A 22,196-nucleotide genomic window follows, 5' to 3' on the forward strand; every position below is an offset into this window, starting at 1 on the left:
CCCGTGTTACTCCTCGGTAGGCAATGATGGCGGGCGACGACCACTCACACGGCGGGGGCTGATCAGCGGTGACCGATTTCGACGACCGGACCAGGGTGCACGCGTTCCGGGACGACGCCCTGGGCGAGCACGACGCCGTCGGCCTCGCCGCGGCGATCCGGCGGGGCGAGGTCTCCGCCGCCGAGGCCGCCCGGGACGCGCGGGAACGGGTCCGGTCGGTCGAGGACCGGCTCCACGCCGTCCAGTCGTACGCGGACACCCCCGCCCCCACGGGCGCTGCGGCCGGCGCCTTCGCGGGCGTGCCGACCTTCGTCAAGGACAACACCGACTACCAGGGCCTGCCCACCGGCCACGGCAGCGAGGCCTTCCGGCCCCGGGCCGCCCGGCGGCACGCGCCGTTCGCCCGGCAGTTCCTCAGCAGCGGCGTCACGGTGCTGGGCAAGACCCGGCTGCCCGAGTTCGGCTTCAGCCCGACCACCGAGTACGAGGACGCCGAGCCGGTCCGCAACCCGTGGCACACCGGCCACTCCGCCGGCGGCTCCTCCGGCGGGGCGGCGGCGCTCGTCGCCGCCGGAGCCGTGCCCCTCGCGCACGCCAACGACGGCGGCGGCTCGATCCGGATCCCCGCCGCCTGCTGCGGACTCGTCGGCCTCAAGCCCACCCGCGGCCGGGTCGTGCCCAACGACCAGAGCCGCCGGCTGCCGCTCGACCTCGTCTGCGACGGCGTCGTGAGCCGCTCCGTACGCGACGCCGCCGCCTTCCTCGCCGCCGCCGAGACGTACTGGCGCAACCCCGCGCTGCCGCCGGTGGGCCTGGCCGAAGGCCCCTCGGGGCAGCGGCTGCGCATCGGCTTCCTGGCGGACTCGCCGAACGGCGTCCGGTCCGACGCCGCCACCCGCGAGGCGGTCACCCGGACGGTGTCCGTGCTCCAGGGGCTCGGGCACACCGTGGAACCGGTGGAGATGGCCATCGACCCCGCCTTCACCGAAGACTTCCTCACCTACTGGGGCATGCTGTCCTTCCTCATCGGCGTCACGGGCCGCACCCTCGGCACCGACTTCGACCGCACCCGCATGGACCCCCTCAGCCGGGGCCTGCGCGAGACCTACCTGGAGAACTGGCTGCGCACCCCCGGGGTGCTGCGCAGGCTGCGGCGCACCAGGGAGGCGTACGCGGCCGCCTTCCGCGGCCTCGACCTCGTCCTCACGCCCGTCCTCGCCCACGCCACGCCGCGGATCGGCCACCTCAGCCCGGCCGTCGCCTACCCGACGCTGATCGAGCGGATCCTCGCCTACGTGGCCTTCACCCCGGTCGACAACGTCGTCGGCACCCCGTCCGTCTCGCTCCCCGCCCCGGCCGCGACCGACGACGGACTGCCCGTCGGCGTGATGTTCTCCGCCCGCCCCGGCGGCGAACGCAAGCTGCTGGAGATCGCCTTCCAGCTGGAGGCCGAGCAGCCGTTCCGGCGCATCCAGGACCGCTGACACCGCCGCCCGACCGGCCCCGGACCGGGGCCGCGGCGGCACCCGGCGGCCGATGTGCAGGGGCCCCGACCGGACGGTAGCGTCGGTGGTGTGCGTTCCCACCGCACCGCTGGGCACCGTCCAGCAGGGCAGCTCGGGGAAGTCGGCCGGGGAGCGGGGATCCGCCATGGCGAAGCACACCCTCACCACCGCGGCCGCCGCGGCCGCCCTCGCCTGCCTGCCGGCCCTCGGCCCGGCGGCGGGCGGCGCCTCCGCCACCGCACCCGGGCAGCCCGCCGGCACCGGCGCGACGGCTGCCGGGCCGCGCTTCGTTCCCGGCCCCTGCCCCCGCACCCCCGAGCCGATCGAGGCGCTGGCCACGGCCCGCTGCGGCTACCTGGAAGTCCCCGAGAACCGCTCCCGCCCCGGCGGCCGGACCATCAGGCTCGCCGTGGCGGTCATCAAGCCCGTCTCGGCGGAACCCGCCCCGGACCCGGTGGTGTTCATGGCGGGCGGACCCGGCGCCGACACCTTCGACGACATCCCCTTCCTGATCGAGTCCGGGCTCAACAAGGACCGCGAACTGATCGTCATGGCCCAGCGCGGCAACCTCTACGACCGGCCGAACCTCGCCTGCCCGGAGGTCGACCGGGCCAACGAGAAGACCGTCGCCTTCGGCTGGGACGCGAAGGAGGCCGAGCGGCTCCTGCTGACGGCCTACGCGGAGTGCCGCAACCGCCTCACCGCCGACGGGACCGACCTGAGCGCCTACAACAGCACCGAGAACGCAGCGGACTTCGCCGACCTGCGCACCGCCCTCGGCATCCCGCAGTGGAACGTCTACGGATACTCCTACGGCACCAACCTGGCCCTCACCTACCTGCGCCTGCACCCCCGGGGGATCCGCGCGGTCGGCCTCGACTCGCCCAGCCCCCCGCAGGTCACGGTCCTCCCGTGGGGCTGGAGCAGCGCCCGGGAAGGAATCGACGCCGTCTTCGACGCCTGTGCGGCCCAGCCCGCCTGCAAGAGCCGCTACCCCGGCCTCCGCACGACCCTGGACCGGCAGATCGCCGAGCTGGAGGCCCGGCCCCTGACGCTGAACGCCACCGCGCCGGCCGGCGGGAAGCCCGTCGAGGTCGTCCTCGACGGAGGCACCCTGCTCAACATGATGGTCGGGTACAACGTCAGGCCCGTCGACCTCCCGGCCGCCCTGGACGAACTCGGCCGGGGCAACCCGCAGCGCTTCGCCCAGGGCCGTGCGAAGGACGCGGTCCAGCCCACCGGCCAGACCGCGCACGGCCTGACCCAGTCGGTGGCGTGCGCCGAGTGGGTACCGGGCACCTCGGAACCCGACGTACTGGCCGCCGGGCGCGAGGCCTTCCCCGGATGGCCGCGCACGGTCCTGGCCCAAGCCCCGCAACTGCCCTTCGAGTACGGCGTGTGCAAGGCCTGGAAGGTCGCGGACAACGCGGCCCGGCACCGGGTGGCCACCGTCAGCTCCGTACCGGCGCTCGTCATCTCCGGGAGCTTCGACATGAAGACCGGGGCGAACTACGCGAAGGACGCCTCCCGCACCCTGTCCCGCTCCACCTCCGTGCTGGTCCCCGGGATCGGGCACTGGGTGGTCCCCCAGTCGAAGTGCGCACAGCAGGTCCTGGCCTCCTTCCTGGCCCGTCCGACCGCACCCGACACCGGCTGCGTCGCCGGTCTCACCCCACAGCCGTTCACGATCACCCCGAAGTGACCGGGAGGACAGATGGCTTCCGCACGCGTGCCCCGGCACCGCACCGCACGCCGGATCCGCGCCACCGCGGCCGGCGCCGCGACCGGACTGCTCCTCACCGGCCTGCTGGCCGCACCCGCCCAGGCACAGGACGACACCGGAGGGCCGATCGGCACGACCGCCGGGAAGGCGGGCGACGCCACCTACCGGCCCGGCCCCTGCCCGAAGACCCAGCACCCCGTCCCCGAACTCGAAGGGGCCCGCTGCGGCACGCTCACCGTGCCCGAGAACCGGGCCAAGCCCGGCAGCCGCACCATCGAGCTCGGTGTCGCGGTCCTCCCGGCCGAGGCCGCGCAGCCGAAGCCCGACCCGATCGTCTGGCTCGCCGGCGGACCGGGCGACGACGCGGTCGGAGAAGCGAAGCTGGCGGTCGACGGCGGCCTCAACCGCGACCGCGACGTGATCCTCATGTCCCAGCGGGGCACCTACTCGGCCGACCCGGCGCTCACCTGCCCCAACGTCGACGAGTTCAACGCGCGCGTCGTCGGCCTCGTCTACGACGCGCCGTCCACCGAGACCCTGCACGTCCAGGCCACGAAGGCGTGCCGCGACCGGCTGGCGGCCCTCGGCGCCGACCTCGGCGCGTACAACGACACCGAGAGCGCCGCCGACCTCGCGGACCTGCGCACCGCGCTGGGCCTGAAGGAATGGAACGTCTTCGGCATCTCCTACGGGACCCACCTGGCGCTGGTGTACATGCGCCTGCACCCGGACGGCATCCGGGCAGTCGGCCTGGACGGCATCCTGCCGCCCTCCAGGGGCGGTTCGGCGGCGGCCTGGAGCAGCGCCCGACAGGGCTTCGACGGCCTGTTCAAGGCCTGCGCGGAGCAGCCCGCCTGCAACAGCCGCTACCCGAACCTGCCGGCCACCTTCGAACGCCTCGTCCGCCGGCTCGAAGCCGAACCGGTCACCACCACCGTCACCGTCCCCGGCCGGAAGGAACCCGTGAAGGTCGTCCTGGACGGCGGAGCCCTGGTGACCTGGCTGACCTCCGCGACCCACACGGCGACCGAAGTCCCCCGCGCCCTCGACGAACTGGCACGCGGCAAGCCGGAGCGGATCGCCCGGCAGTGGGCGGGATGGAGACTCGCCCCCCAGGCCGTCGGCGCCACCTCCCACGGGCTCGTCTACGGGGTCTTCTGCAGCGAGTGGATCCCGTACGAGACCCAGGCCCAGGCCGTCGAGGCGGGCCGCAAAGCCTTCCCGTCCTTCCCCCGTTCGGTACAGGAGCAGGCCCCGCAGCTGAACTCCCTGCGGCCCGACTGCGACGTCTGGAAGGTCCCCGCGGCGCCGAGCTCGATCCGTGACACCACGGACGGCGACATCCCCACCCTCGCCCTCTCCGGCGGGTTCGACGCCCAGACCGGCGCGGACAACGGCCCGTACGTGGCCCGGACCCTGAGCAGGGCCCACGTCGTGACGGTCCCCTACGAACCCCACGTGGTGTTCGCGAGCTCGGAGTGCGCCCAGCACATCACCGTCTCCTTCTTCGACGACCCGGCGGCGCCGGACACGTCCTGCCTGAAGGGCCTCAAAGCCCCCGCGTTCGAGACCGGGCCCTGACGGCCCGGCCGTCCGCCTCCCGGGTCATCGGGATTCCCCCGCCCCTCCCCGACGTGTCCGGCCCGGAGCTGCGGCCCCGTGCAGCACCATCCGGTACGTCCGCCGCAGCATCGGGCCCGGCGGAACGCCGAGCTCGTCGGCCAGCAGGCGGCGCGTGCGGTCGAACACGGCCAGCGCGTCGGCCTGCCGGCCCCCGCGCAGCAGCGCGCGCATCAGCATCGCCGACACCGCCTCGTTCAGCGGGTGCGCCGCGGACAGGGCGAACAGCTCGGCCGCCGCTTCCGCGCACCGGCCCAGCCGCAGCTGGTGCTCCAGCTTCCGCTGCGCGATGCCGAGCCGGCGCTCCGTGAGCCGCAGCCGCTCCAGCTCGGCGAGCGGCCCGGGCAGGCCGGCCAGGGGCTCCCCGCGGAACAGGTCCAGGGCCCGTGAACACAGCCGGACGGCCTCGTCCGCGTCCCCGGCCCGGTCCGCCGCCCCGATCTCCGCGGCCAGCTCCTCCAGCCGTACGGCGTCCACGTCGGCCGCCCCGGGGGCCAGCCGGTACCCGCGCGGGCCGTGCTCGATCACCGGGTCCGGGCCGCTCCCGGCCCGCAGCGCCTTGCGCAGCCGGTAGACGTACACCGGCACCACGTTCGCGGCCGGCGGCTCCGCCCCCCACACTCCGTCCAGCAGCTCGCACCGGCTGAGCGTCCGCCCCGCCCCCAGCGCCAGCGCCGCCAGCACCGCCTGCTGGCGCAGGTGCCCCAGGGGGACCCGCCGCCCGTCCTGCCAGGCCCCCAGCGGACCGAGCAGGCGGATCCGCACCCGCGGCCCGGCCGGCGGCACTGGCCCGGAGGGCCGCGTACGGGGACCGCGCCCGGGCACGGCCAGCCCGCAGTCGAAGGCGTGCACGATGGCGGCGGCCCGGTCGCGCAGGCCGCGCTTCACCAGGATCCGCGCGAGGTGCTCGGCCACGGACTCCTCCGGGAGGGCCAGGGCGGCGGCGATCTCGTCGTCCCGCAGCCCGCAGCCCACCGCCGCGAGCACCTCCCGCTCCGGGTCCCCCAGCGGGGCCGCGGTCGTCGGCGTCACTGACCCCGCCCTCCGTCCCGTCCGGCCGGCCGGAGCACCGCACCGGACCGCACCGGACCGCCGGACCGTCCGGCGGCGCCACGCTAGGGGCGCCCGCCCGGGCGTGGACATCCGGAACCCTCCGGAGTGACGCGCGGCCCGGTCCGGGCCGACAAAATGGTTTGAGCCCGGGCGGCGCTGCCGACAGGATCGGGTGACACCGATGAGTTCTCGCCGGCGCCGAGGTCTGCCCTGGTGACCGGTCACCAGCGCAGGAAGCCCACCCGACGGAAGGCACCATGTCCGTACCCCCCGCAACGCCCGCCCATCCGCCCGCCCGCGTCACCGCAGTGCTGCGGGTCCTCGTGCTGTCCACGTTCGTCGTCTTCCTCAACGAGACGATCATGGTCAACGCGATCCCGAGGCTCATGCGCGAGTTCGAGGTCACCGCGGCGGCCGCCGGGTGGCTGTCCACGGCCTTCATGCTCACCATGGCCGTCGTCATCCCCGTCACGGGCTGGTTCCTCCAGCGCGTGACCACCCGGACCGCCTTCGGTCTGGCCATGGCACTGTTCCTCGCCGGTACGGCCCTGGCCGCGGCCGCCCCCGCCTTCCCGGTGCTGCTGGCCGCCCGCGTCGTCCAGGCCAGCGGCACCGCCGTCATGATGCCGCTGCTCATGACGACCCTGATGACCCTCGTGCCCCCGCAGGACCGCGGCCGCGTCATGGGCAACATCACCCTCGTCATCTCCGTCGCACCCGCCCTCGGCCCCGCCGTCTCCGGCGTGCTGCTGCAGCTGGGGAGCTGGCGGCTGCTGTTCCTGGCCGTGCTGCCCATCGCGGGGGCCATGGCCGTCTTCGGCCGGCGCACCCTGGTCAACGTCGGCGAGCCGCAGGCCGGCCCGATCGACTGGCCGTCCGTCCCGCTGGCGGCGGCGGGCTTCGGTGCCCTGGTCTACGGCCTGAGCGAGCTCGGAGCCGGGGACGCCTCCCAGGCCCCCGTGTCCCCGGCGGCCACGACCGCGGTCGGCGCCGTACTGGTGGCCCTGTTCGTCTGGCGCCAGCTGGCCCTGCAGCGCTCGTCCACACCGCTGCTCGACCTGCGCGCCCTGACCTTCCGGCACTTCTCGGTGGCCCTCGCCCTGATGTGCCTGTCCTTCATGGGCCTGATGGGCGCGTTCATCCTCCTGCCGATCTACCTCCAGGAGGTGTGCGGCCTGACCTCGCTGCAGACCGGGCTGCTCCTCATCCCCGGAGGCCTGACCATGGGCCTGCTCGGACCGCAGGTCGGCAAGCTCTACGACCGGGTCGGCGCACCGCGCCTGGTCGTACCCGGAGCCGTGGTCACGGCGCTCTGCCTGGCGCTGTTCGCCCTCACCGGCGAGGGGACCTCGCCGTGGCTGGTGCTCGGCCTCCACGTGGCCCTGAGCGCCGGCATGGCGTTCGTCTTCACCCCCGTCTTCACCTCGGGGCTGACCGTACTGCCGCCGCACCTGTACCCCCACGGCTCCGCCATCCTGGGCTCGCTCCAGCAGGTCGCGGCCGCCGCCGGAACCGCCCTGGTCATCAGCGTCATGACGGGACACACCGCCACCGCGGCGGCCGACGGCTCCGACGCCACCGGCGCCCTGGCCACGGGCATCCGGTGGGGGTTCGGCGTCGGCGCGGTACTCGGCGCACTGACCGTGCTGGTCGCGCTCCTGGTCCGCACCCCTCCCGTACCGGAGCCGCCGGCCGCCCCGCAGGCCCAGGACGCGGGCGACACCACGCCGGACAAGGCCGCCGAGAACCCCGTCTGACGCCGCGCGGCCCGGCTCACGGGGCGGCCCCGGCGCGCTCCGGTCCGCCGGGTCAGGTGCGTTCGAAGCCGTGGGTGTGCCCGATGACGGCGAAGCCCCGCCGGGCGTACCAGTGGCGGGGCCAGTCGTCGGCGTCGGCGGTCAGGAAGCGGGTACGGCAGCCCGCGTCCGCCGCCCGGCGCAGCGCGGCGGCCAGCACCGCGTCGGCGTGGCCCCGGCGCCGGTGTCCCTCGGCGGTCATCAGGTCCTCGACCTGGGCGATCCCGGGGCCCGGTTCCAGGTAGAGGTCCGTCCAGGCGGCCACCTCGCCGTTCCGCGCCCGGGAGCCGAGGAGGCACACCCGCTCGGCACCCCGGAGGCGGGTCACGCGCCGGTCGACGAGCATGCGGACCACCTCCTCTCCGGCCTGCGGCAGCGCGCTCCGCCAGCTCGCCTCCAGCGGTGCCCGGATCTCCTCCGGGGACACCTCGCCGACCGGACCCCCGCCCCCGGCCACGGGGCCGGTGTGCAGCATCAGCAGGTACGTGGAATGCCGGTAGCCGGCCCGCCGGAGCGGCTCGGCGCAGGCCCGGCCGAACTCCCCGTCCAGGACGGACACGCTACGGAACGGGCGCTCGGCCATCGCCTCGTCCACCAGGCCCGGCAAGGCCGCCGGATCCACGTCCGTCCGGTCGACCACGACCTGGTTGTGCGACCAGGAGCCGGCGAAACGGTCGTCGAACACGGCGAAGCCGCCCGGGAGTTCCCTCACCCGCCCGGCCTGCCGCCGGGCGAACCCCGACAGGAACCCGACGGCCCGCCGGAGCTCCTCACCGGCCACGGGCGTGCTCCGCACCGCCGGATCCCACCGAGGGCAGGTAGCGCGGTGCGCGCCGGGCGTCGAGGCGCCGCTCCACCGCCGCCCCCAGCGACAGCAGCCCGGCGTCCTGCCGGTCTCCGGCCATCAGGAGCAGGCCGACCGGCAGCTCCCCGACGAACCCGGCGGGCACGGACAGCGAGGGGTAGCCGGCGACGGCGGCCGGGGTGGAGGACGGGATCACGTCGTTGTCGCCCCGCGCGCAGTCGGTCGTCCAGGCGGGCGGGTTCGTGGGGGCGGCGATGGCGTCCAGGCCGTGGGCGGCCATGGTCTCGTCGATCGACCGCCGGGACAGGTCCTTCAGCTCCGCGCGCACGGCCCGGTAGCCGGGGTCCGTGGTGGGCGGGGCGGCCAGGGCCTGCTCGAACAGCTCCTGGCCGGCGAAGCAGGCCCGTTCGGCCGGATGCGTACGGTTGAACCGGATCAGCCCGGCGAGGTCGCGCGGCCCGTCGCGGGTGGCGAGGTAGGCGTCGACGTCCCGGTGGAACTCGCTCAGCAGGGCCGGGAACTCCAGCTCGGCGAGGCGGTCCTGGTACGGCGGGGTCACTTCGACGACCTGCGCCCCCGCGGCACGCAGCCGCTCCGTGGTGCGGGTCATCAGGGCGTCCACCCCGGCTCCGAGCGAGGGGAGGCGCCACAGGCCGATCCGCTTGCCGCGCAGCCCGCCGGTGCGGGCGTCCTCCCCGGTGAGGCCGAAGGCCCCGTCGGTGCCCGCGGCCGCGTGGCCGCTGAGCACCGCGAAGGCGATCGCCGTGTCGACGACGCTGCGCGCCATGGGACCGGCCGTGTCCTGCTCGGCGGAGATCGGGACGACACCTGCCTGACCGACCAGTCCGAGGCTGGGCTTGTGCCCCACGACCCCGTTCATCCCGGCCGGGCACACGATGGAGCCGTCCGTCTCGGTGCCGACCGCCACCTGCGCCAGCGACGCCGCGACGGCGGCGGCCGAGCCCGCGGAGGACCCGCACGGATTGCGGTCCAGGACGTACGGGTTGCGCGTCTGCCCGCCCACCGCCGACCAGCCCGACGTCGGCTTCGCCGCACGGAAGTTGGCCCACTCGGACAGGTTGGCCTTGCCGAGGACCACCGCGCCCGCCGCGCGCAGCCTCCCGACCAGCTCCGCGTCCCGGACCGGCGGACTTCCGGCCAGCGCCAGGGAACCGGCCGTCGTCGGCATGTCGCGGGTGTCCACGTTGTCCTTCAGCAGGACGGGGATGCCGTCGAGCGGGCCGCGCACCTTCCCCAGGCGGTGCCGGACGTCGCTGTCGGCCGCCTGGCGCAGGGCCGTCGGGCTGGTGCGCAGCACCGAGTTGATCCGCGGGTCGACCGTCTCGATCCGCCGGAGGTACGCCCGGGTCAGCTCCGTCGAGGTCAGGGCCCCGCGGGCCATCCGCGCCTGGAGCTCCGGGATGGTCACCGAGTCCAGGTCGACCCCCTTCAGGAGCGCCGTCCCGGCCCCCGGTTCGGCGGCCGCCGCACGCTGCCCCGTGCCGCCCGCCGCGAGGAGGGGTGCCAGGGCCAGGGCCGCGGTCAGCGCCGCGGCACTTCGCTTCTTCATGGGACACAGCCCACTCCAGGAGGAACAGCGGGCACAAGGGACTTCTGCGCCTCTTCACGCCGCCGGGTGCTCCGCACCCCCCGTGCGGTGACCTCGGCGGGGGCGTCCGCGTTGGAACGCCCGTGAAGAAGACCGTCCTCGCCCTCGGAGCGGTGCTCGCCACCGCCGTCCCGGCCGCTGCCGCGCCGCCCCCGGCCGCCGATGCCCACATCCGGCTCACCGTCACCCGGCCCCTGGGCGGCGGCGCCGCCTCCGTCCTGCTCGACTGCCCCGCCCGGCCGGGCCCGGCCCACCCGCACCGGGCGGCGGCCTGTGCCGAGCTGGCCGCCGCGGACGGAGACTTCGACCGGCTGCCGGGCCAGGAGACGGCCCTGTGCTCGAACGACTCCTCGTGGGTCACCGCGACCGCGGACGGCAGCTACCGGGGGCGCGCGGTCCACTGGCGCACGACCTACGCGAACGACTGCCTGCTCGCCCTCGCGACCGGCAAGGTCTTCGACTTCTGACCCGCGGCCGCCGGACGGGCGGCGAACGCACCGGGCCGGGACCGGTGGCCCCGCCACCGGTCCCGGCCCACCGGGGTGACGTCCCGTTCCGGCGGCCCGTTACATCGGCTCGGGGAAGATGTCGCTGATGCTCCAGGCCACGCTGAAGCACGGCGGCAGGGCGTGGGTCTCCGGCTCGGTGTCCAGCGACTGGAGCGCGAGGATCTGGCTCATGGGTGGTCTCCTCATTCCTCTCGGGGGCGGGTCGGTCGGTCACTGCGTACCCGGGCGCGGAGCTGCTCGCCGCCGCGCCGGGCGTTCATGGGAGGGGGCGCGCCCCGGGCCGCGGGCCGGCCGTCAGGAGCGGGCCGTCCAGGAGGCGGCGGAGGGCCAGGAGGACACCGGCCCCGCCACTGGACAGGTCGGCGGTGAAGCGCTGCGAGCCCGCCCCGAGGAAGCGGACCCCGCCCCGGTACGGGACGGCGTACTTCAGCAGCCCCGTCGCGGCCCGCACGGCGTCCGCGCGCGCGGCGTCCGTGCCGGTGAGCTCGGCGTGTCCGGTCAGGAACCAGGCCAGCCCGGCCAGTCCCCGGTACAGGCCCGCCTCCTTCGTCGCGCAGGACACCCGGACGCCGGCGACCAGCCGCGGCAGCGCCGCGGCCGAGCGCACGTCCGGCGCGGTGGCGACGTAGCGGGTGAGCACCGCCGCGACCCCGGCAGCGCCCGTGGCCAGGTACGGCATGGCCCGGGTGAACCGCGCGTCGTCGGAGACCGACAGCGTGCCGTCGTCCAGCGCGAAGGTACGGTCCAGCTCCTGGTGGAGCAGCCGGCGGCCCGCCTCCAGCCAGCGGGCCTCGCCGGTGTCGCCGGCCAGGCGGTGCAGGAAGAGGGCGAGCCCCGAGCGGCCGTGCAGCAGGCCGCGGGCGTCGTGCTCGCCGATGACGGCGGCCGGGTCGGGGGTGCGCAACAGTGCCTCCCCGGCGGCCGCGGCCCGCTCCAGGTGGCCGCTCTCCCCGGTCAGCCGGTACAGGGCGAGCCAGCCCAGGCCGACCCCGGCCCGCCCGCCGGCCAGGGTGCCGCAGGAGGCGGTGAGCGGGTGCCGGTCGGCGTCCCGGAGCAGGTCGGCGGCCTCCTCCGGGCGGCCGAGGACGGCCAGCACCCGGGCGATGCCGGCCGATCCGACGAGCAGCCCCGGCGGCAGCGCCCCGCGCAGCGCCAGCGCGTCGCGGCGCAGCCGTTCGAGGATCTCCTCCGGCACCGGTGTCCCGGAACGCTCCAGGGCGTACACCACCCCGGCCGTGCCGTAGGCCAGGCACACGTTGTTGGTGTGGAACGCCTCGGGCGACGGCGGGAAGGCCCATTCCGGCCGGCCCGCGTCGGCCGTCTCCAGCAGGCCCGCCGTCACCTCCCGGGCCAGCCGGACGAGACAGCCGCGCGGATCGGCGTCCACCTCGGCGGGGGAGGGCGGCCGGCCGGGCGCGTCCCGGTCCGGCGCCCGGTCCCCGGCCGGGTGGAAGGCGGTCGCCCGCCGCCACAGGTCCTGCGGCGGAGCCACGTCCGCCAGGTCGCGGTGCAGCAGTGCCAGGTTGGCGGGCGCGTGCTGGGCGGTCTCGTTGAACGGCGCCAGGAGGGCGAGAGCGACCGCCGACATGCCGTACCGGTCCCGCAGCAGCGGATCGGCGGCGGACCCGGGCGGGCCGGGCGGCGGCGTGAACCCCGGGGTGCCCATCGGGGAGGGCGCCCCGGACAGCGCCGAGGCCGCCTCGAAGTCCACCAGCCGGACCCCGCCCGACGGGGTGACCAGGACGTTGCCGAGGCTGAGGTCGCCGAACCGGTAGCCGGCGCCGTGCAGCCGCTCCAGCGAGGCGTCCAGCGCGGCCAGCAGGTGCCGGCACTGCGCGTAGTACGCGGCGACGGACCCGGCCGTGCGGTCGGCGCGGGCCAGCGGCGAGGACCGGCTGAGCCAGGCCACCAGCGGCTGCCCCGCCACGTACTCGGTGACGAGGAAGTCGTGCTCCCACTCCGTGAAGTGGTCCAGCGGCTCCGGGCCCACCCCGGGCGCGGCCGCGTGCAGCTCGCGCAGCACGCGGTGCTCGTGCCGCAGCCGCTGCTGCGCGTCGGTCCCGTCGAGGACCAGGCCGTTGTGGGCGCGGGCCTCCTTGAGGAAGACGGCGCGCCCGGTCCGCAGGTCCCGGGCGCGGTAGGCGCCGCCGGCGTTGCCCAGGCGCACCGCGCCGGTCACCTCGTAGTCGCGGATCAGGACCGGGCCCGCGTGCGGCGGCTCCTCCCGCTCGACGAAGGGGTCCTCGATCCCGGCGGGCAGGTGGAAGGCGGGCAGCCGCAGGTCCACCACCTCGCGGCCGGACCCGTCGCGGACCAGCCCCTCGCGGGTGCCGTCGGCCCGCAGCCGGCTGCGGGCGCCGAAGGAGCCGTAGCGGTAGTGGACCGTCCGCGAGTCGCGGAAGCGCCGGTCGGTGAGGACGTACGGGCCCTCCTCCCCGTCGAGCGCGTCGCGCAGCCGCTCCAGCAGCCGGCGGGCGGTCTCCGTGTCCGGCGGGTAGACGGCGCAGAACTTGCCCGCCTGGGCCCGCCCGGCGTGCTTGTGGTGGAGGAGCAGGAAGAACAGCCGGGCGCTCAGGTGCTTGAACGGAACGCCCTCGGAGAAGCAGATCCCGGCGACGGTGTCGAGCACGTGCTGCGCCCGGTCCAGCCGGGCCGACACGTGGATCTTCCAACCCTGCTCGGCGAAGCCCTGCCCGGCGGACCCGGTCCGCGGACCGCCCCACACCGTCCAGATGCCCCGCTCGGTGCCGCGCACCCCCGGCGGGACCTCGCCGGGGGCGAAGCGCGGCCCGGGGTCGGCCGCGGCGGCCGGCGGCAGGAAGTACTCCCGGTCCGCGAGCGCTTCGGCGAAGCCTTCGAGCACGGGATCTCCTCGCGGGGTCGGGGCGGGGGACGGGCGGCCGCATCGGTCGTGCCGGACGCTAGGAGCGGCAGGTATGGAAACGGTTCGGGGGCGCCATGTGACCGGTATCGGGCGGGATCGCCCTCCCCGGCACCACGGGGGACTGGAGGTCCGCTCGAAGCCGCGTCGTGACCGGGTGGAAAACATGGGGGACTCTTCCCCATGTGGTGGGGGCACCCCCCGTACCAGGATCGGGCGTGGCACGGAGCAGTGGGGCGGGGCGGGGCCGAGGAGGGGTGATGGTGGCTGGGCAGGGGCGGGCCGGGGGTGTGCCGCCGGCGGACGGGCGCTGGTGGGAGGCCGGGCTCGTCGGCGGCGGCCGGGGCGAAGGGCGGCCGGACTGGGCCGCGTTCGCCGAGCTGGCGGCGGCCCTCGCCCCCGAGGAGGCCCTGGCGCCCGAGGGGGACCACGCGGGGCTCGGCGGCTTCGAGTGGGTGCTGCGGCCGTTCACCGTCCGCGCGGGGGAGCGGCTGGAGCGGGGCGTGTCGGGGCGCGCGCGCCGGCTGGTGGACCTGGCGGCCGTACGCGGCGACCTGGAGCGGCACCTCGGCGCCCGGCTGGCCCGTGCGGCGGCGCGGACGCTGGTGCTGGAGCTGTACGAGGCGCGGAACGCCGGACGGCTCGACGGGGACGACGCCCGGGCCCGGTTCCGGGACTTCCTGGGCCGTACCGCGTCCCGGCGGGGCCTGACGGACCTGCTGGCGGGCCGGCCGGTGCTGGCGCGGATCCTGGGGCGGGCGGCGCTCGACGCGGCGGACGCCGTCGCCGAGGCGCTGGAACGGCTGGCGGACGACCACGCCGCGCTGGCCGCCGGTCTCCTGGCGGGCCCGGACGGCGGCCCGGGGCCGCTCGTCGGCATCGAGCCCGGCGCCGGCGACGGGCACCGGGGCGGCCGGAGCGTGATGCTGCTGCGCTTCGCGGGCGGGGCCCGGCTGGTGTACAAGCCGCGGCCGCTCTCCGTGCACCGCCACTTCAACGACCTGGTCGCCTGGTTCAACGGGCTGCCCGGCGCGCCGGACCTGCGTACGCTGCGGCTGCTCGACCGGGGCGGCTACGGCTGGGCGGAGTTCGTCGCGGCGCAGCCGTGCGCCTCCACCGCGGAGGTCGAGGCGTTCTACCGCCGCCAGGGCGCGCTGCTGGCGCTGCTGCACCTGGTCGACGGGACCGACCTCCACCACGAGAACCTGATCGCCGCCGGCGCCCACCCGGTGCTGATCGACGTGGAGACCCTGTTCCACCCGCCGCTGGCGGGCACCGCCACGGAGGACCCCGCCGCGCGGGCCCTCCACGACTCGGTGTACCGGGTCGGGCTGCTGCCCCAGCTGCTGGTGGGCGACCACAGCGCGCTGGACGTGTCCGCGGTCGGCGGCGGGAGCGAAGCCGCGTCGCCCGTGGTCCGGGCGGACTGGGCCGAGGCCGGTACCGACCGGATGCGCCTGGTGCGCCGGGCGGGGAGGTTCGGCGAGTCCGCCAACCGGCCGCGCCTGGCCGGCGGCGGGCCCGTCGAGCCGGCGGCCCACGTCGAGGCGCTCTGCGCCGGGTTCCGCGACGGGTACGCGGCGATCGGCGCGGCCCGGGAGGAACTCCTGCACGGGACGGACCTGTTGGCGGCGTTCGCCGAGGACGAGGTGCGGGTGCTGCTGCGCCCCACCTGGGTGTACAGCACGATGCTCGACGAGTCGACGCACCCCGGCCTGCTGAAGGACGCGGACGAGCGGCAGCGGGTCCTGGAGACCCTGCGGACCGACGCGCTCGGGACGGTCCTCGCGCCCGGCCTGGTGGACGAGGAGATCGCCCAGCTCTGGGCCGGGGACGTACCGCTGTTCACCGCCCGTCCCGGCCGGGACCGGCTGTGGGGCGCCCCGGAGCGGCCGTCGGCCGGCCGTACGGACCGGTCCGGGACCGGCCGGGTCGCCGCGAGGCTCGCCGCCCTGGACGCGGTCGACCGCCAGGACCAGGAGTGGATCGTGCGGGCCGCGATGGCGACGGCCTCCCGCGCACCCGCGCACCGGCCCGCCGGGAACCGGCGCACCCGGACGGCGGAGCGCGCCCCGGAGCCGGAACGGCTGCTGTCGGCCGCCCGGTCCGTCGGGGACCGGCTGGTCTCCCTCGCGTACCGGGAAGGGCCGCGCAGCAACTGGATCGGCCTGGAGCTGCTGGACGAGCGCTACTGGCGGATCGGGCCGATGCCGGCCGACCTGGCGGGCGGATACACCGGACCGGCCCTGTTCCTGGCCCAGTTGGCGGCGCTCACCGGGGCCGGGCACTACGCGGAGGCGGCCCGTACGGCACTCGCTCCGGTACCCGGGCTGATCGGCGCGCTGCGCGCCCGGCCCGACGACCTCGGCGCGGTGGGCTCGGGGGCCTTCTCCGGCCTCGGCGGCATCGCGTACGCGCTCGCCGAGACGGCCCGGCTGCTGGACGACCCGGAGGTCGGCTCCTGGGCGTCCGCCGCGCTGCGGCTGGCGGGTGCGGCGGCCCGGTCCGAGCCGGAGCACGGGGTGGGTGCGGGCGTCGCGGGCGGACTCGCCGCCCTGCTCGCCGCCCACCGGGCGGGTGCCGGTGCCGGGGACGCGGGGCAGCAGACCTGGCGGGACGCGCGGGCCTGCGCGGACCGGCTGGCCGGGGCGGACCCCATGGCCTGTGGTCCGGGGTTCACCACGGGCGCCGCCGGGCTGGGCTGGGCCCTGCTGCGGTTCGCCGAGGCCGCGGCCACCGCGGGGCACGGGCACGGGGTGGACGCGGGCGGGGAGCGGTACCGGCTCGCGGGCCTGTCCGCGCTGCGGGCGGCGGTTGCCGCGGAACCGGACGGGGGCGGCCGGGACGCCGGGGCCGCAGGAGCCGAAGGTGCCGCCCAGGCCGACGGCGCCCGGGACTCGGCCTGGTGCCGGGGCCGCGCCGGGATCGCGCTCGCGGTGCTGGACGCACCTGGCGCCCTGCACGACCCGCACCTCGCGGCCTGGTCCCGCAGGACCGTCGAAGGCCTGGGCCGGGACGGCCCGGCCGCCGACGACAGCCTCTGCCACGGCGAGGCCGGGCTGTGCGAACTCCTGGGCCACGGCGCGGCCCCGGAAGCCCGCCCGCACTGGATCCGCCGGGCCGGGGCCCTCCTCGCCTCCGTCGAGGAGACCGGCGCCCGCAGCGGTGCCCCGGCCGGGGTCGCGCACCCCGGCCTGCTGACCGGGCTGGCGGGCATCGGACACGGACTCCTCCGGGCGGGCTTCCCGGAACGGGTGCCGTCCCTGCTGCTCCTGCACCCGTCCGGCCCGGCCTGACCCCCGGCCGGACACCCCCCACCGCACGACCGGACCCACCGCACCACCGCACGGCCGGCACGACCACCACTCCCGCGGAAACGAAGGACGGACGATGACCATGCAGATCAACGACTCGGTGCGGTACGTCGAGAACAGCGCCTGTACCGAGACCGCGGCCCACGACCACCCGGTGGGCGAGGTCGTGTTCGGGTCGGGCGGCACCCTGGGGCTGCGCAGCCGGCTGCTGCGCGCGGCGGAGTCCGACGCCGCCGCCTTCTCGGTCGACGTGCCCTGGACCACGGGCTCCCTCACGCTGTTCTGAGGGGACGGCGTCCCGAGGGCGAAGGGCCGGGGCCGGGGGCTTCCCCGGCCCTTTGCCGTGCCCGAACAAGGTCAAGTAGCCTGCGCCCATGCGAGCGACGTCGTCGGTCACCGTGGGGCGGAACGCCGAGATCCGGCTGCTGGACCAGGCCCTGGAGAGCGCCGGGAAGGGTGCCGGACGGGCGGTGTTCCTCGTCGGCGAGGCGGGGATCGGCAAGTCCCGGCTGGCGGGCGAGTCGGCCCTGCGCGCGTACGCCCGGGACATGCCGGTGCTGCGCGGCCGGGCCACGTCCACCGGGCTCGTCGTGCCCTTCCGCCCGCTGGTCGAGGCGCTGTCCTCGCGGTTCCGGGCGGCGGGCGCCCCGGACGACCCGGAACTGCGGCCCTACCGGCCCGCGCTGGCCGGTCTCGTACCGGAGTGGCGGTCCGGCGCGGAGGCGCCCGGATACGCGATCTCGTTGGTCGAACTGGCCGAGGCGCTGCTCAGACTGCTGGCGGTGATCGGCCGCGAGCGCGGCTGCGTGATCCTCCTGGAGGACCTGCACGACTCCGACACCGAGACGGTCGCGGTCGTCGAGTACCTCGTCGACAACGTGGCCGAGCTGCCGGTCCTCCTGGTCGCCACCCTCCGGCCCGACCCCGGCCCGGCGACGGACCTCGCGCTCGCCGCCGAACTGCGCAACACCGTCTCGCTGCAGGAGCTCGGCCCGCTGGGCGGGGCCGCCGTACGGGACATGGCGGCCGCCTGCCTGGACACCGCACCGGAGGAGGTGCCCCCGGCCGCGCACCGGCACCTGGCGCAGTGGGCGTGCGGGAACCCGTACCTGGTGGAGGTGCTGCTGGCCGACCTGCTGGACACCGGACGGCTGAGCCGGGACGGCGGCGGGTGGCGGTTCGCGGAACAGGACGGGGCGCCCGTACCGGCGGGCGCGGTCCGCAGCTGGGCGCGCCGGCTGGACCGGCTCGACGAACCGGTGCGCGAACTTCTGCTCGTCGCGGCGACGCTCGGCGGCCGGTTCTCCGTCGGGGCCCTCAGGGCGGTGACCGGCCTCGACGACCGGGCGCTGTTCGCCCACCTCCGGTCCGCCTCCGAGGTGGGGATCATCGCCCCGGACGGGGCCGCCCACGACCACTACACCTTCCGCCACGCCCTGACGGCGGACGCCCTCAGGGCCTCGCTGCCGCCCGCCGAACAGGCCGCACTGGCCCGCCGCGCGGCCTCGGCCATCGAGGCGTACGACGGCGAACTCGACGGGGACCAGCGCCAGCTGGTGGCCACCCTGCGGCTGGCCGCGGGCGACAGGGTGGCGGCGTCACGGCAGTTCGCCCAGGTGGGCCGGCAGATGCTGGACGCCGGCGCGTCCGGCTCGGCCGCCGTACTGCTGGAGCGCGCCCGGGGGCTCGCGGCCGACGAGGAGCGGCACGAGGTCACCGTGCAACTGGCGATCGCCCAGGCCGAGTCCGGGCGGCTCGCGGAGGCGGCCGCACTGCTCGACGACCTCCCGCCGGTGCCCGCCGGATCGCTCGCCGCCGAGTTACGGGCCCAGGCGCACACCCAGGTCGCGTGGGTCGCCACCATGGCGGAGCAGAAGGAGGAGGCCCGCCGCCGGATCCGGGCGGCCCGCGCCCTGCTGGGCGTTCCGCCGCGGCCGGAACAGGAGGCGGCGCTCGCGGTGGTCGAGGGCCACCTCGCGCTGCTGCCGGAACAGGACCGCGGCGGCGAGGACGGCCGCGGCCGGCTCGCGGAGGCGGAACGTTCCGCCAGGCGCGCGGCGCTCACCGCGGAGGAACGCGGCCGGCCCGTGGTGGCCTGCCAGGCGTGGCAGCTGCTGGCCATGCTCTCCCGGGAACGCGGCTTCGACGAGGCCGACGCCTGCCTGGAACGGATGCTGACGGTCGCCGAGGAACACCGGCTCGCCGTGTACCGGGCCGAGGCCCTGGTACGGCTCGGCACCAACGCGTTCATGCGGACCGGCGAGGCGACCCGCCTGGAGACCGCCCGCACCGCGGCCCACGAACTCGGGTCGCTCGCCCTGCTCCAGGCCGTCGACGGGTTCCTCGCCATGCAGAGCGTGCTGGGCGGCCGGTGGGACCGGGCCCGGGAGATCGTCGAGCAGCTGGTGGAGGCCAGCGCCCGGCTCCAGAACCTGTCGACGCACCGCTACCTGCTCCTCGTCGACGCCACGCTCGCCGCCCACCAGGGACGGGCCCGCGAGCAGGAACGCGCCCTGCTCCGGTTCCGCCGGGCGGGCGGCGGGGAATCCATGCTCGTCCCCCTGCAGCGCGGACTGTGCCAGGCCGTGGGCGCGCTGATGGGGGAGGACCGGGAGCGGGCGAAGGCCGAGATCGGTGCGGCGCTGGCCTGGGAGCGGGAGCACCCGAGCTTCTTCTACCTCAGCGGCCGGTACGGGCTCGGCCCCCTGCTGCGGACGCTCGACGGCGAGGAGGCCGGCCGGGAGGCGTACCGGGAGGCACTGGCCTCCCCGGGCGGCCAACTGGCCTGGAACCGGATGTTCCTCGACCTGGCGGACGCGGTGCTGCGCGGCCGGGACGGCGACCCGGACGGCGCCCGGCAGGCCGTCGAACGGGCCGGCCGCGCGGCAGCCGTGTTCCCGCAGGCGTGGCACCTCGCCCTGCGGCTCACCGCCGAGGCGGCGCTCGCCGACTCCTGGGGCGACCCGGTCGGCTGGCTGCGGACCGCCGAGGAGTACTTCCACGAGGCGGGCGTACCGCCGGTGGCCGGAGCCTGCCGGGCCCTGCTGCGGCAGGCGGGGGTCAGCGTCCCCCAGCGCCGCGGCGGCCGCGAGCGGATCCCGGCGGGCCTGCGCGCCGCGGGGGTCACACCGCGCGAGTACGAGGTGTTCGTGCTGCTCGCGGAGCGCCCCGGCAACCAGCAGATCGCCCAGAGGCTGTGCATCTCCCCCCGGACGGTGGAGAAGCACATGGCGAGCCTGATGGCCAAGACGGGTTCCCCGGACCGCTCGGCACTCTGCGCCCTCTCGGCGGAATCCGCCCAGGAATAGGGGGCGTCCGGCGCCGGGATGGGGGCTCCTCCCGGCTCCATGGGGGCACCGGCCCCCATGACGCGACCGCGGACGGGACGACTCTGCGTACCCGGCACCGATGTGGGACGGGTACGGGCCGCGGACCATCGAGGGACCGACCCACTCCCGTCACCCCACGGAGGTCCGCTCGATGCCGCGTCCGTCCGCGCAGCCCGCAGCGTCATCCGGCGCGCTGAGGTTCTCCGTCCTCGGCCCGCTCACGGTCCACCGGGACGACCGGGAGCTGCCCCTCGGCCCGTTGAAGCAGCGGGTCGTGCTGGCGGCCCTGCTCGGCTCCGCCAACCACCCCGTCCCCGTCGACGCGCTGACCGACGCGGTCTGGCAGGAGGAACCCCCGCGCACCGCCCGCAAGAACCTCCAGGTGTACGTGAGCGCCCTGCGCACGCTGCTCGGAGACGACGGCCCGGACCGGCCGCGGCTCACCCACACGGGCGGCGGCTACCTGCTGCGCGTGGCGGACGACGAACTCGACCTCCTGCGCTTCCGCTCCCTGGTGCGGGCCGCCGAGGGACTGGAGGCCCGCCCGGCCGCCCGGCTGCTGCGCCAGGCCCTCGACCTGTGGCAGGGGCCGCCGCTCGGCGCCGACCTGCGCCAGTCGCCCCGGCTGGCCGAGGAGGCCGACCGGCTGGAGCTGCGCCGTCTGACGGCCTTCGAGAGCTGGGCGGAGGCGGAACTGGAGCTGGGCGCCGCACCGGCGGTGGCCGAGGGGCTGCGCGAACTGGTCGAGCGGCACCCGCTCCGGGAGCGGCTCCGGTCGGTCTGGATGGGGGCGCTGAGCGGGTCCGGCCGGCAGACCGAGGCGCTCGCGGCGTACGACGACTACCGCCAGCTCCTCGCCCGGGAACTGGGACTGGAGCCGGGCGGCGCCATGGCGGCCCGCTACCGGACGATCCTCGCGGGCGACGGCCGGCCCGGGACGGGAGCGGCCCCCCGCGCGCGGGCCGCCCGGCCGCCGGCCGCACTGCCGCCCGACCTCGTCGACTTCACCGGACACGGCGGCGAACTGCGCTCCCTCCTCGGCCTCCTGGAGGACGAGGGCGCCGGCCGCACCGCACTGCTCTCGGGCCCCGCCGGGTCCGGGAAGACCACTCTGGCGGTGCGGGCCGCCCACCTGCTCGGCGACCGCTTCGCCGACGGCCGGCTCTGCGTCTCCCTGCGCGACGCCGACGGCCGCACCCGCCCGCTGCCCGAGGTCCTCGCGGAGCTCGGCCGGCTGACCGGCCGGCCCGGACCGTCCGGGCCCGAGGCGTGGCGGGAGTGGCTGGCGGAGCACCGCGTCCTGGTGGTCCTGGACGACGTGCCCGACGAACGCGCCGTACGGCCGCTGCTGCCCTGCGGCGGGCGGGGCCGGGTGCTGCTCACCGCGCGCGGCCAGCTGGGCGGGCTGGCGCCCGTGCACCGGGTCTGCCTCCCGCCGCTCGGCACCGCCGAGTCGCTGCAACTGCTCGCGGGGCTCATCGGCCAGGGCCGGGTGCGGGCCGACCGGGAGGCCGCCCTGCGCATCGTGCGCGCCTGCGGCGGGTCCCCGCTGGCCGTCCGGGTCAGCGGGATGCGGCTCGCGGTGCTCCGGCACGTGCCGCTGCGGGAGTTCGCGGACCGGCTCGCCGATCCCGCGGGCGCGCTGGACGAACTGACCTCCGGGGACGTGTCCGTCCGGGGCCGGCTGGCCCACGGCTGGGAGGAGCTGCCCGAGGAGCGGAGCCGGGACGCGGTGCGGCTGGCCGCGGGCACCGAGGAGGGCCCCTTCGGCCTGACCGAGGCCGCCGAGGCCCTCGGCTGCGACGAACGGCACGCCGTCCGGGTGGTGGAGGCGCTCATCGACGCCGGAATGGTGACCTCCCCCTGCGGCGAGGTCACCGCCCACGCGGCACAGTACGAACTCCCGCACCTGATACGGATGTACGCACGCGGCTCGGGCCTCGGGGCCCCCGCACTGGCCTAGGCCGTCTCTTTCGGATCTTGCCGGTTGAGCCCGCGTCGTCCGGTGCCGTGCATCGGCGCGTTGGCGGGGCGCCCTTGTACTGGACGTAC

13 protein-coding genes are annotated in these 22,196 nt (G+C 76.4%); 9 read left to right on the forward strand and 4 right to left on the reverse strand.

What is annotated here, in order from left to right; translation table 11 throughout:
- The first annotated feature begins 68 nt into the window (after positions 1-68).
- From ACIPW5_RS27410 to ACIPW5_RS27420, 3 genes are all read left to right on the forward strand, one after another.
- Positions 69-1,484, forward strand: coding sequence for an amidase (locus tag ACIPW5_RS27410; protein WP_401250116.1), 1,416 nt, complete (start codon positions 69-71; stop codon positions 1,482-1,484).
- Positions 1,485-1,650: 166 nt separating this feature from the next.
- A complete protein-coding gene (locus ACIPW5_RS27415) occupies positions 1,651-3,207 on the forward strand; it encodes an alpha/beta fold hydrolase (protein WP_401250118.1) in 1,557 nt (518 codons plus the stop codon).
- 12 nt (positions 3,208-3,219) lie between these two features.
- Positions 3,220-4,809 carry an alpha/beta fold hydrolase gene (locus ACIPW5_RS27420; protein WP_401250120.1) on the forward strand — a complete coding sequence of 530 codons (1,590 nt, stop codon included), beginning with the start codon at positions 3,220-3,222 and terminating at the stop codon, positions 4,807-4,809.
- 24 nt (positions 4,810-4,833) lie between these two features.
- Here ACIPW5_RS27420 and ACIPW5_RS27425 read toward each other — a convergent pair whose 3' ends face one another.
- The gene (locus tag ACIPW5_RS27425) at positions 4,834-5,880 is read right to left on the reverse strand and encodes a BTAD domain-containing putative transcriptional regulator (RefSeq protein WP_401250123.1); all 1,047 of its coding nucleotides are present in this window, start codon (positions 5,878-5,880) and stop codon (positions 4,834-4,836) included.
- Positions 5,881-6,158: 278 nt separating this feature from the next.
- Here ACIPW5_RS27425 and ACIPW5_RS27430 point away from each other — a divergent pair, with 278 nt between their 5' ends.
- A complete protein-coding gene (locus ACIPW5_RS27430) occupies positions 6,159-7,658 on the forward strand; it encodes a DHA2 family efflux MFS transporter permease subunit (RefSeq protein ID WP_401250124.1) in 1,500 nt (499 codons plus the stop codon).
- A gap of 52 nt (positions 7,659-7,710) precedes the next feature.
- Here the strand turns inward: ACIPW5_RS27430 and ACIPW5_RS27435 are convergent, their stop codons facing one another.
- The gene (locus ACIPW5_RS27435; protein WP_401250127.1) at positions 7,711-8,493 is read right to left on the reverse strand and encodes a GNAT family N-acetyltransferase; all 783 of its coding nucleotides are present in this window, start codon (positions 8,491-8,493) and stop codon (positions 7,711-7,713) included.
- Positions 8,468-10,072, reverse strand: a complete 1,605-nt coding sequence (locus ACIPW5_RS27440; protein WP_401250129.1) for an amidase family protein — start codon at positions 10,070-10,072, stop codon at positions 8,468-8,470. Before ACIPW5_RS27440 ends, ACIPW5_RS27435 begins: the two co-directional genes overlap by 26 nt.
- Before the next feature lie 122 nt (positions 10,073-10,194).
- Between ACIPW5_RS27440 and ACIPW5_RS27445 the strand changes: the two genes are divergently transcribed.
- Complete coding sequence (locus tag ACIPW5_RS27445) at positions 10,195-10,578, forward strand: SSI family serine proteinase inhibitor (protein WP_401250132.1); 384 nt, start codon at positions 10,195-10,197, stop codon at positions 10,576-10,578.
- Between the two features lie 298 nt (positions 10,579-10,876).
- Here the strand turns inward: ACIPW5_RS27445 and lanKC are convergent, their stop codons facing one another.
- Positions 10,877-13,483: a class III lanthionine synthetase LanKC gene (lanKC, locus tag ACIPW5_RS27450; protein ID WP_401250134.1), complete on the reverse strand. Its 2,607-nt coding sequence runs from the start codon at positions 13,481-13,483 to the stop codon at positions 10,877-10,879.
- A gap of 278 nt (positions 13,484-13,761) precedes the next feature.
- Between lanKC and ACIPW5_RS27455 the strand changes: the two genes are divergently transcribed.
- The 4 genes from ACIPW5_RS27455 to ACIPW5_RS27470 all read left to right on the forward strand — a co-directional run bounded on the left by ACIPW5_RS27455 (position 13,762) and on the right by ACIPW5_RS27470 (position 22,107).
- A complete protein-coding gene (locus ACIPW5_RS27455) occupies positions 13,762-16,797 on the forward strand; it encodes a type 2 lanthipeptide synthetase LanM family protein (RefSeq protein ID WP_401250137.1) in 3,036 nt (1,011 codons plus the stop codon).
- 94 nt (positions 16,798-16,891) lie between these two features.
- On the forward strand, positions 16,892-17,101 hold the full coding sequence (locus tag ACIPW5_RS27460; RefSeq protein ID WP_401250140.1) for a hypothetical protein: 210 nt from the start codon (positions 16,892-16,894) through the stop codon (positions 17,099-17,101).
- A gap of 88 nt (positions 17,102-17,189) precedes the next feature.
- Positions 17,190-20,123 carry a helix-turn-helix transcriptional regulator gene (locus ACIPW5_RS27465; protein ID WP_401250143.1) on the forward strand — a complete coding sequence of 978 codons (2,934 nt, stop codon included), beginning with the start codon at positions 17,190-17,192 and terminating at the stop codon, positions 20,121-20,123.
- 172 nt (positions 20,124-20,295) lie between these two features.
- Positions 20,296-22,107 (forward strand): BTAD domain-containing putative transcriptional regulator, encoded by a 1,812-nt coding sequence (locus tag ACIPW5_RS27470; protein WP_401250146.1) that lies wholly within the window; start codon positions 20,296-20,298, stop codon positions 22,105-22,107.
- The last annotated feature ends 89 nt before the right edge of the window (positions 22,108-22,196 follow it).

The organism is Streptomyces sp. NPDC090077 (assembly GCF_044747545.1).
GTDB lineage: Bacteria > Actinomycetota > Actinomycetes > Streptomycetales > Streptomycetaceae > Streptomyces.

Bases quoted from the DNA above. Each gene is read 5' to 3' on its own strand.
- ACIPW5_RS27465 (WP_401250143.1), top strand. From the start codon at position 17,190: ATGCGAGCGACGTCGTCGGTCACCGTGGGGCGGAACGCCGAGATCCGG.
- ACIPW5_RS27440 (WP_401250129.1), bottom strand. From the start codon at position 10,072: ATGAAGAAGCGAAGTGCCGCGGCGCTGACCGCGGCCCTGGCCCTGGCA.
- ACIPW5_RS27415 (WP_401250118.1), top strand. From the start codon at position 1,651: ATGGCGAAGCACACCCTCACCACCGCGGCCGCCGCGGCCGCCCTCGCC.
- ACIPW5_RS27470 (WP_401250146.1), top strand. From the start codon at position 20,296: ATGCCGCGTCCGTCCGCGCAGCCCGCAGCGTCATCCGGCGCGCTGAGG.
- ACIPW5_RS27455 (WP_401250137.1), top strand. From the start codon at position 13,762: ATGGTGGCTGGGCAGGGGCGGGCCGGGGGTGTGCCGCCGGCGGACGGG.
- ACIPW5_RS27420 (WP_401250120.1), top strand. From the start codon at position 3,220: ATGGCTTCCGCACGCGTGCCCCGGCACCGCACCGCACGCCGGATCCGC.
- ACIPW5_RS27430 (WP_401250124.1), top strand. From the start codon at position 6,159: ATGTCCGTACCCCCCGCAACGCCCGCCCATCCGCCCGCCCGCGTCACC.
- ACIPW5_RS27460 (WP_401250140.1), top strand. From the start codon at position 16,892: ATGACCATGCAGATCAACGACTCGGTGCGGTACGTCGAGAACAGCGCC.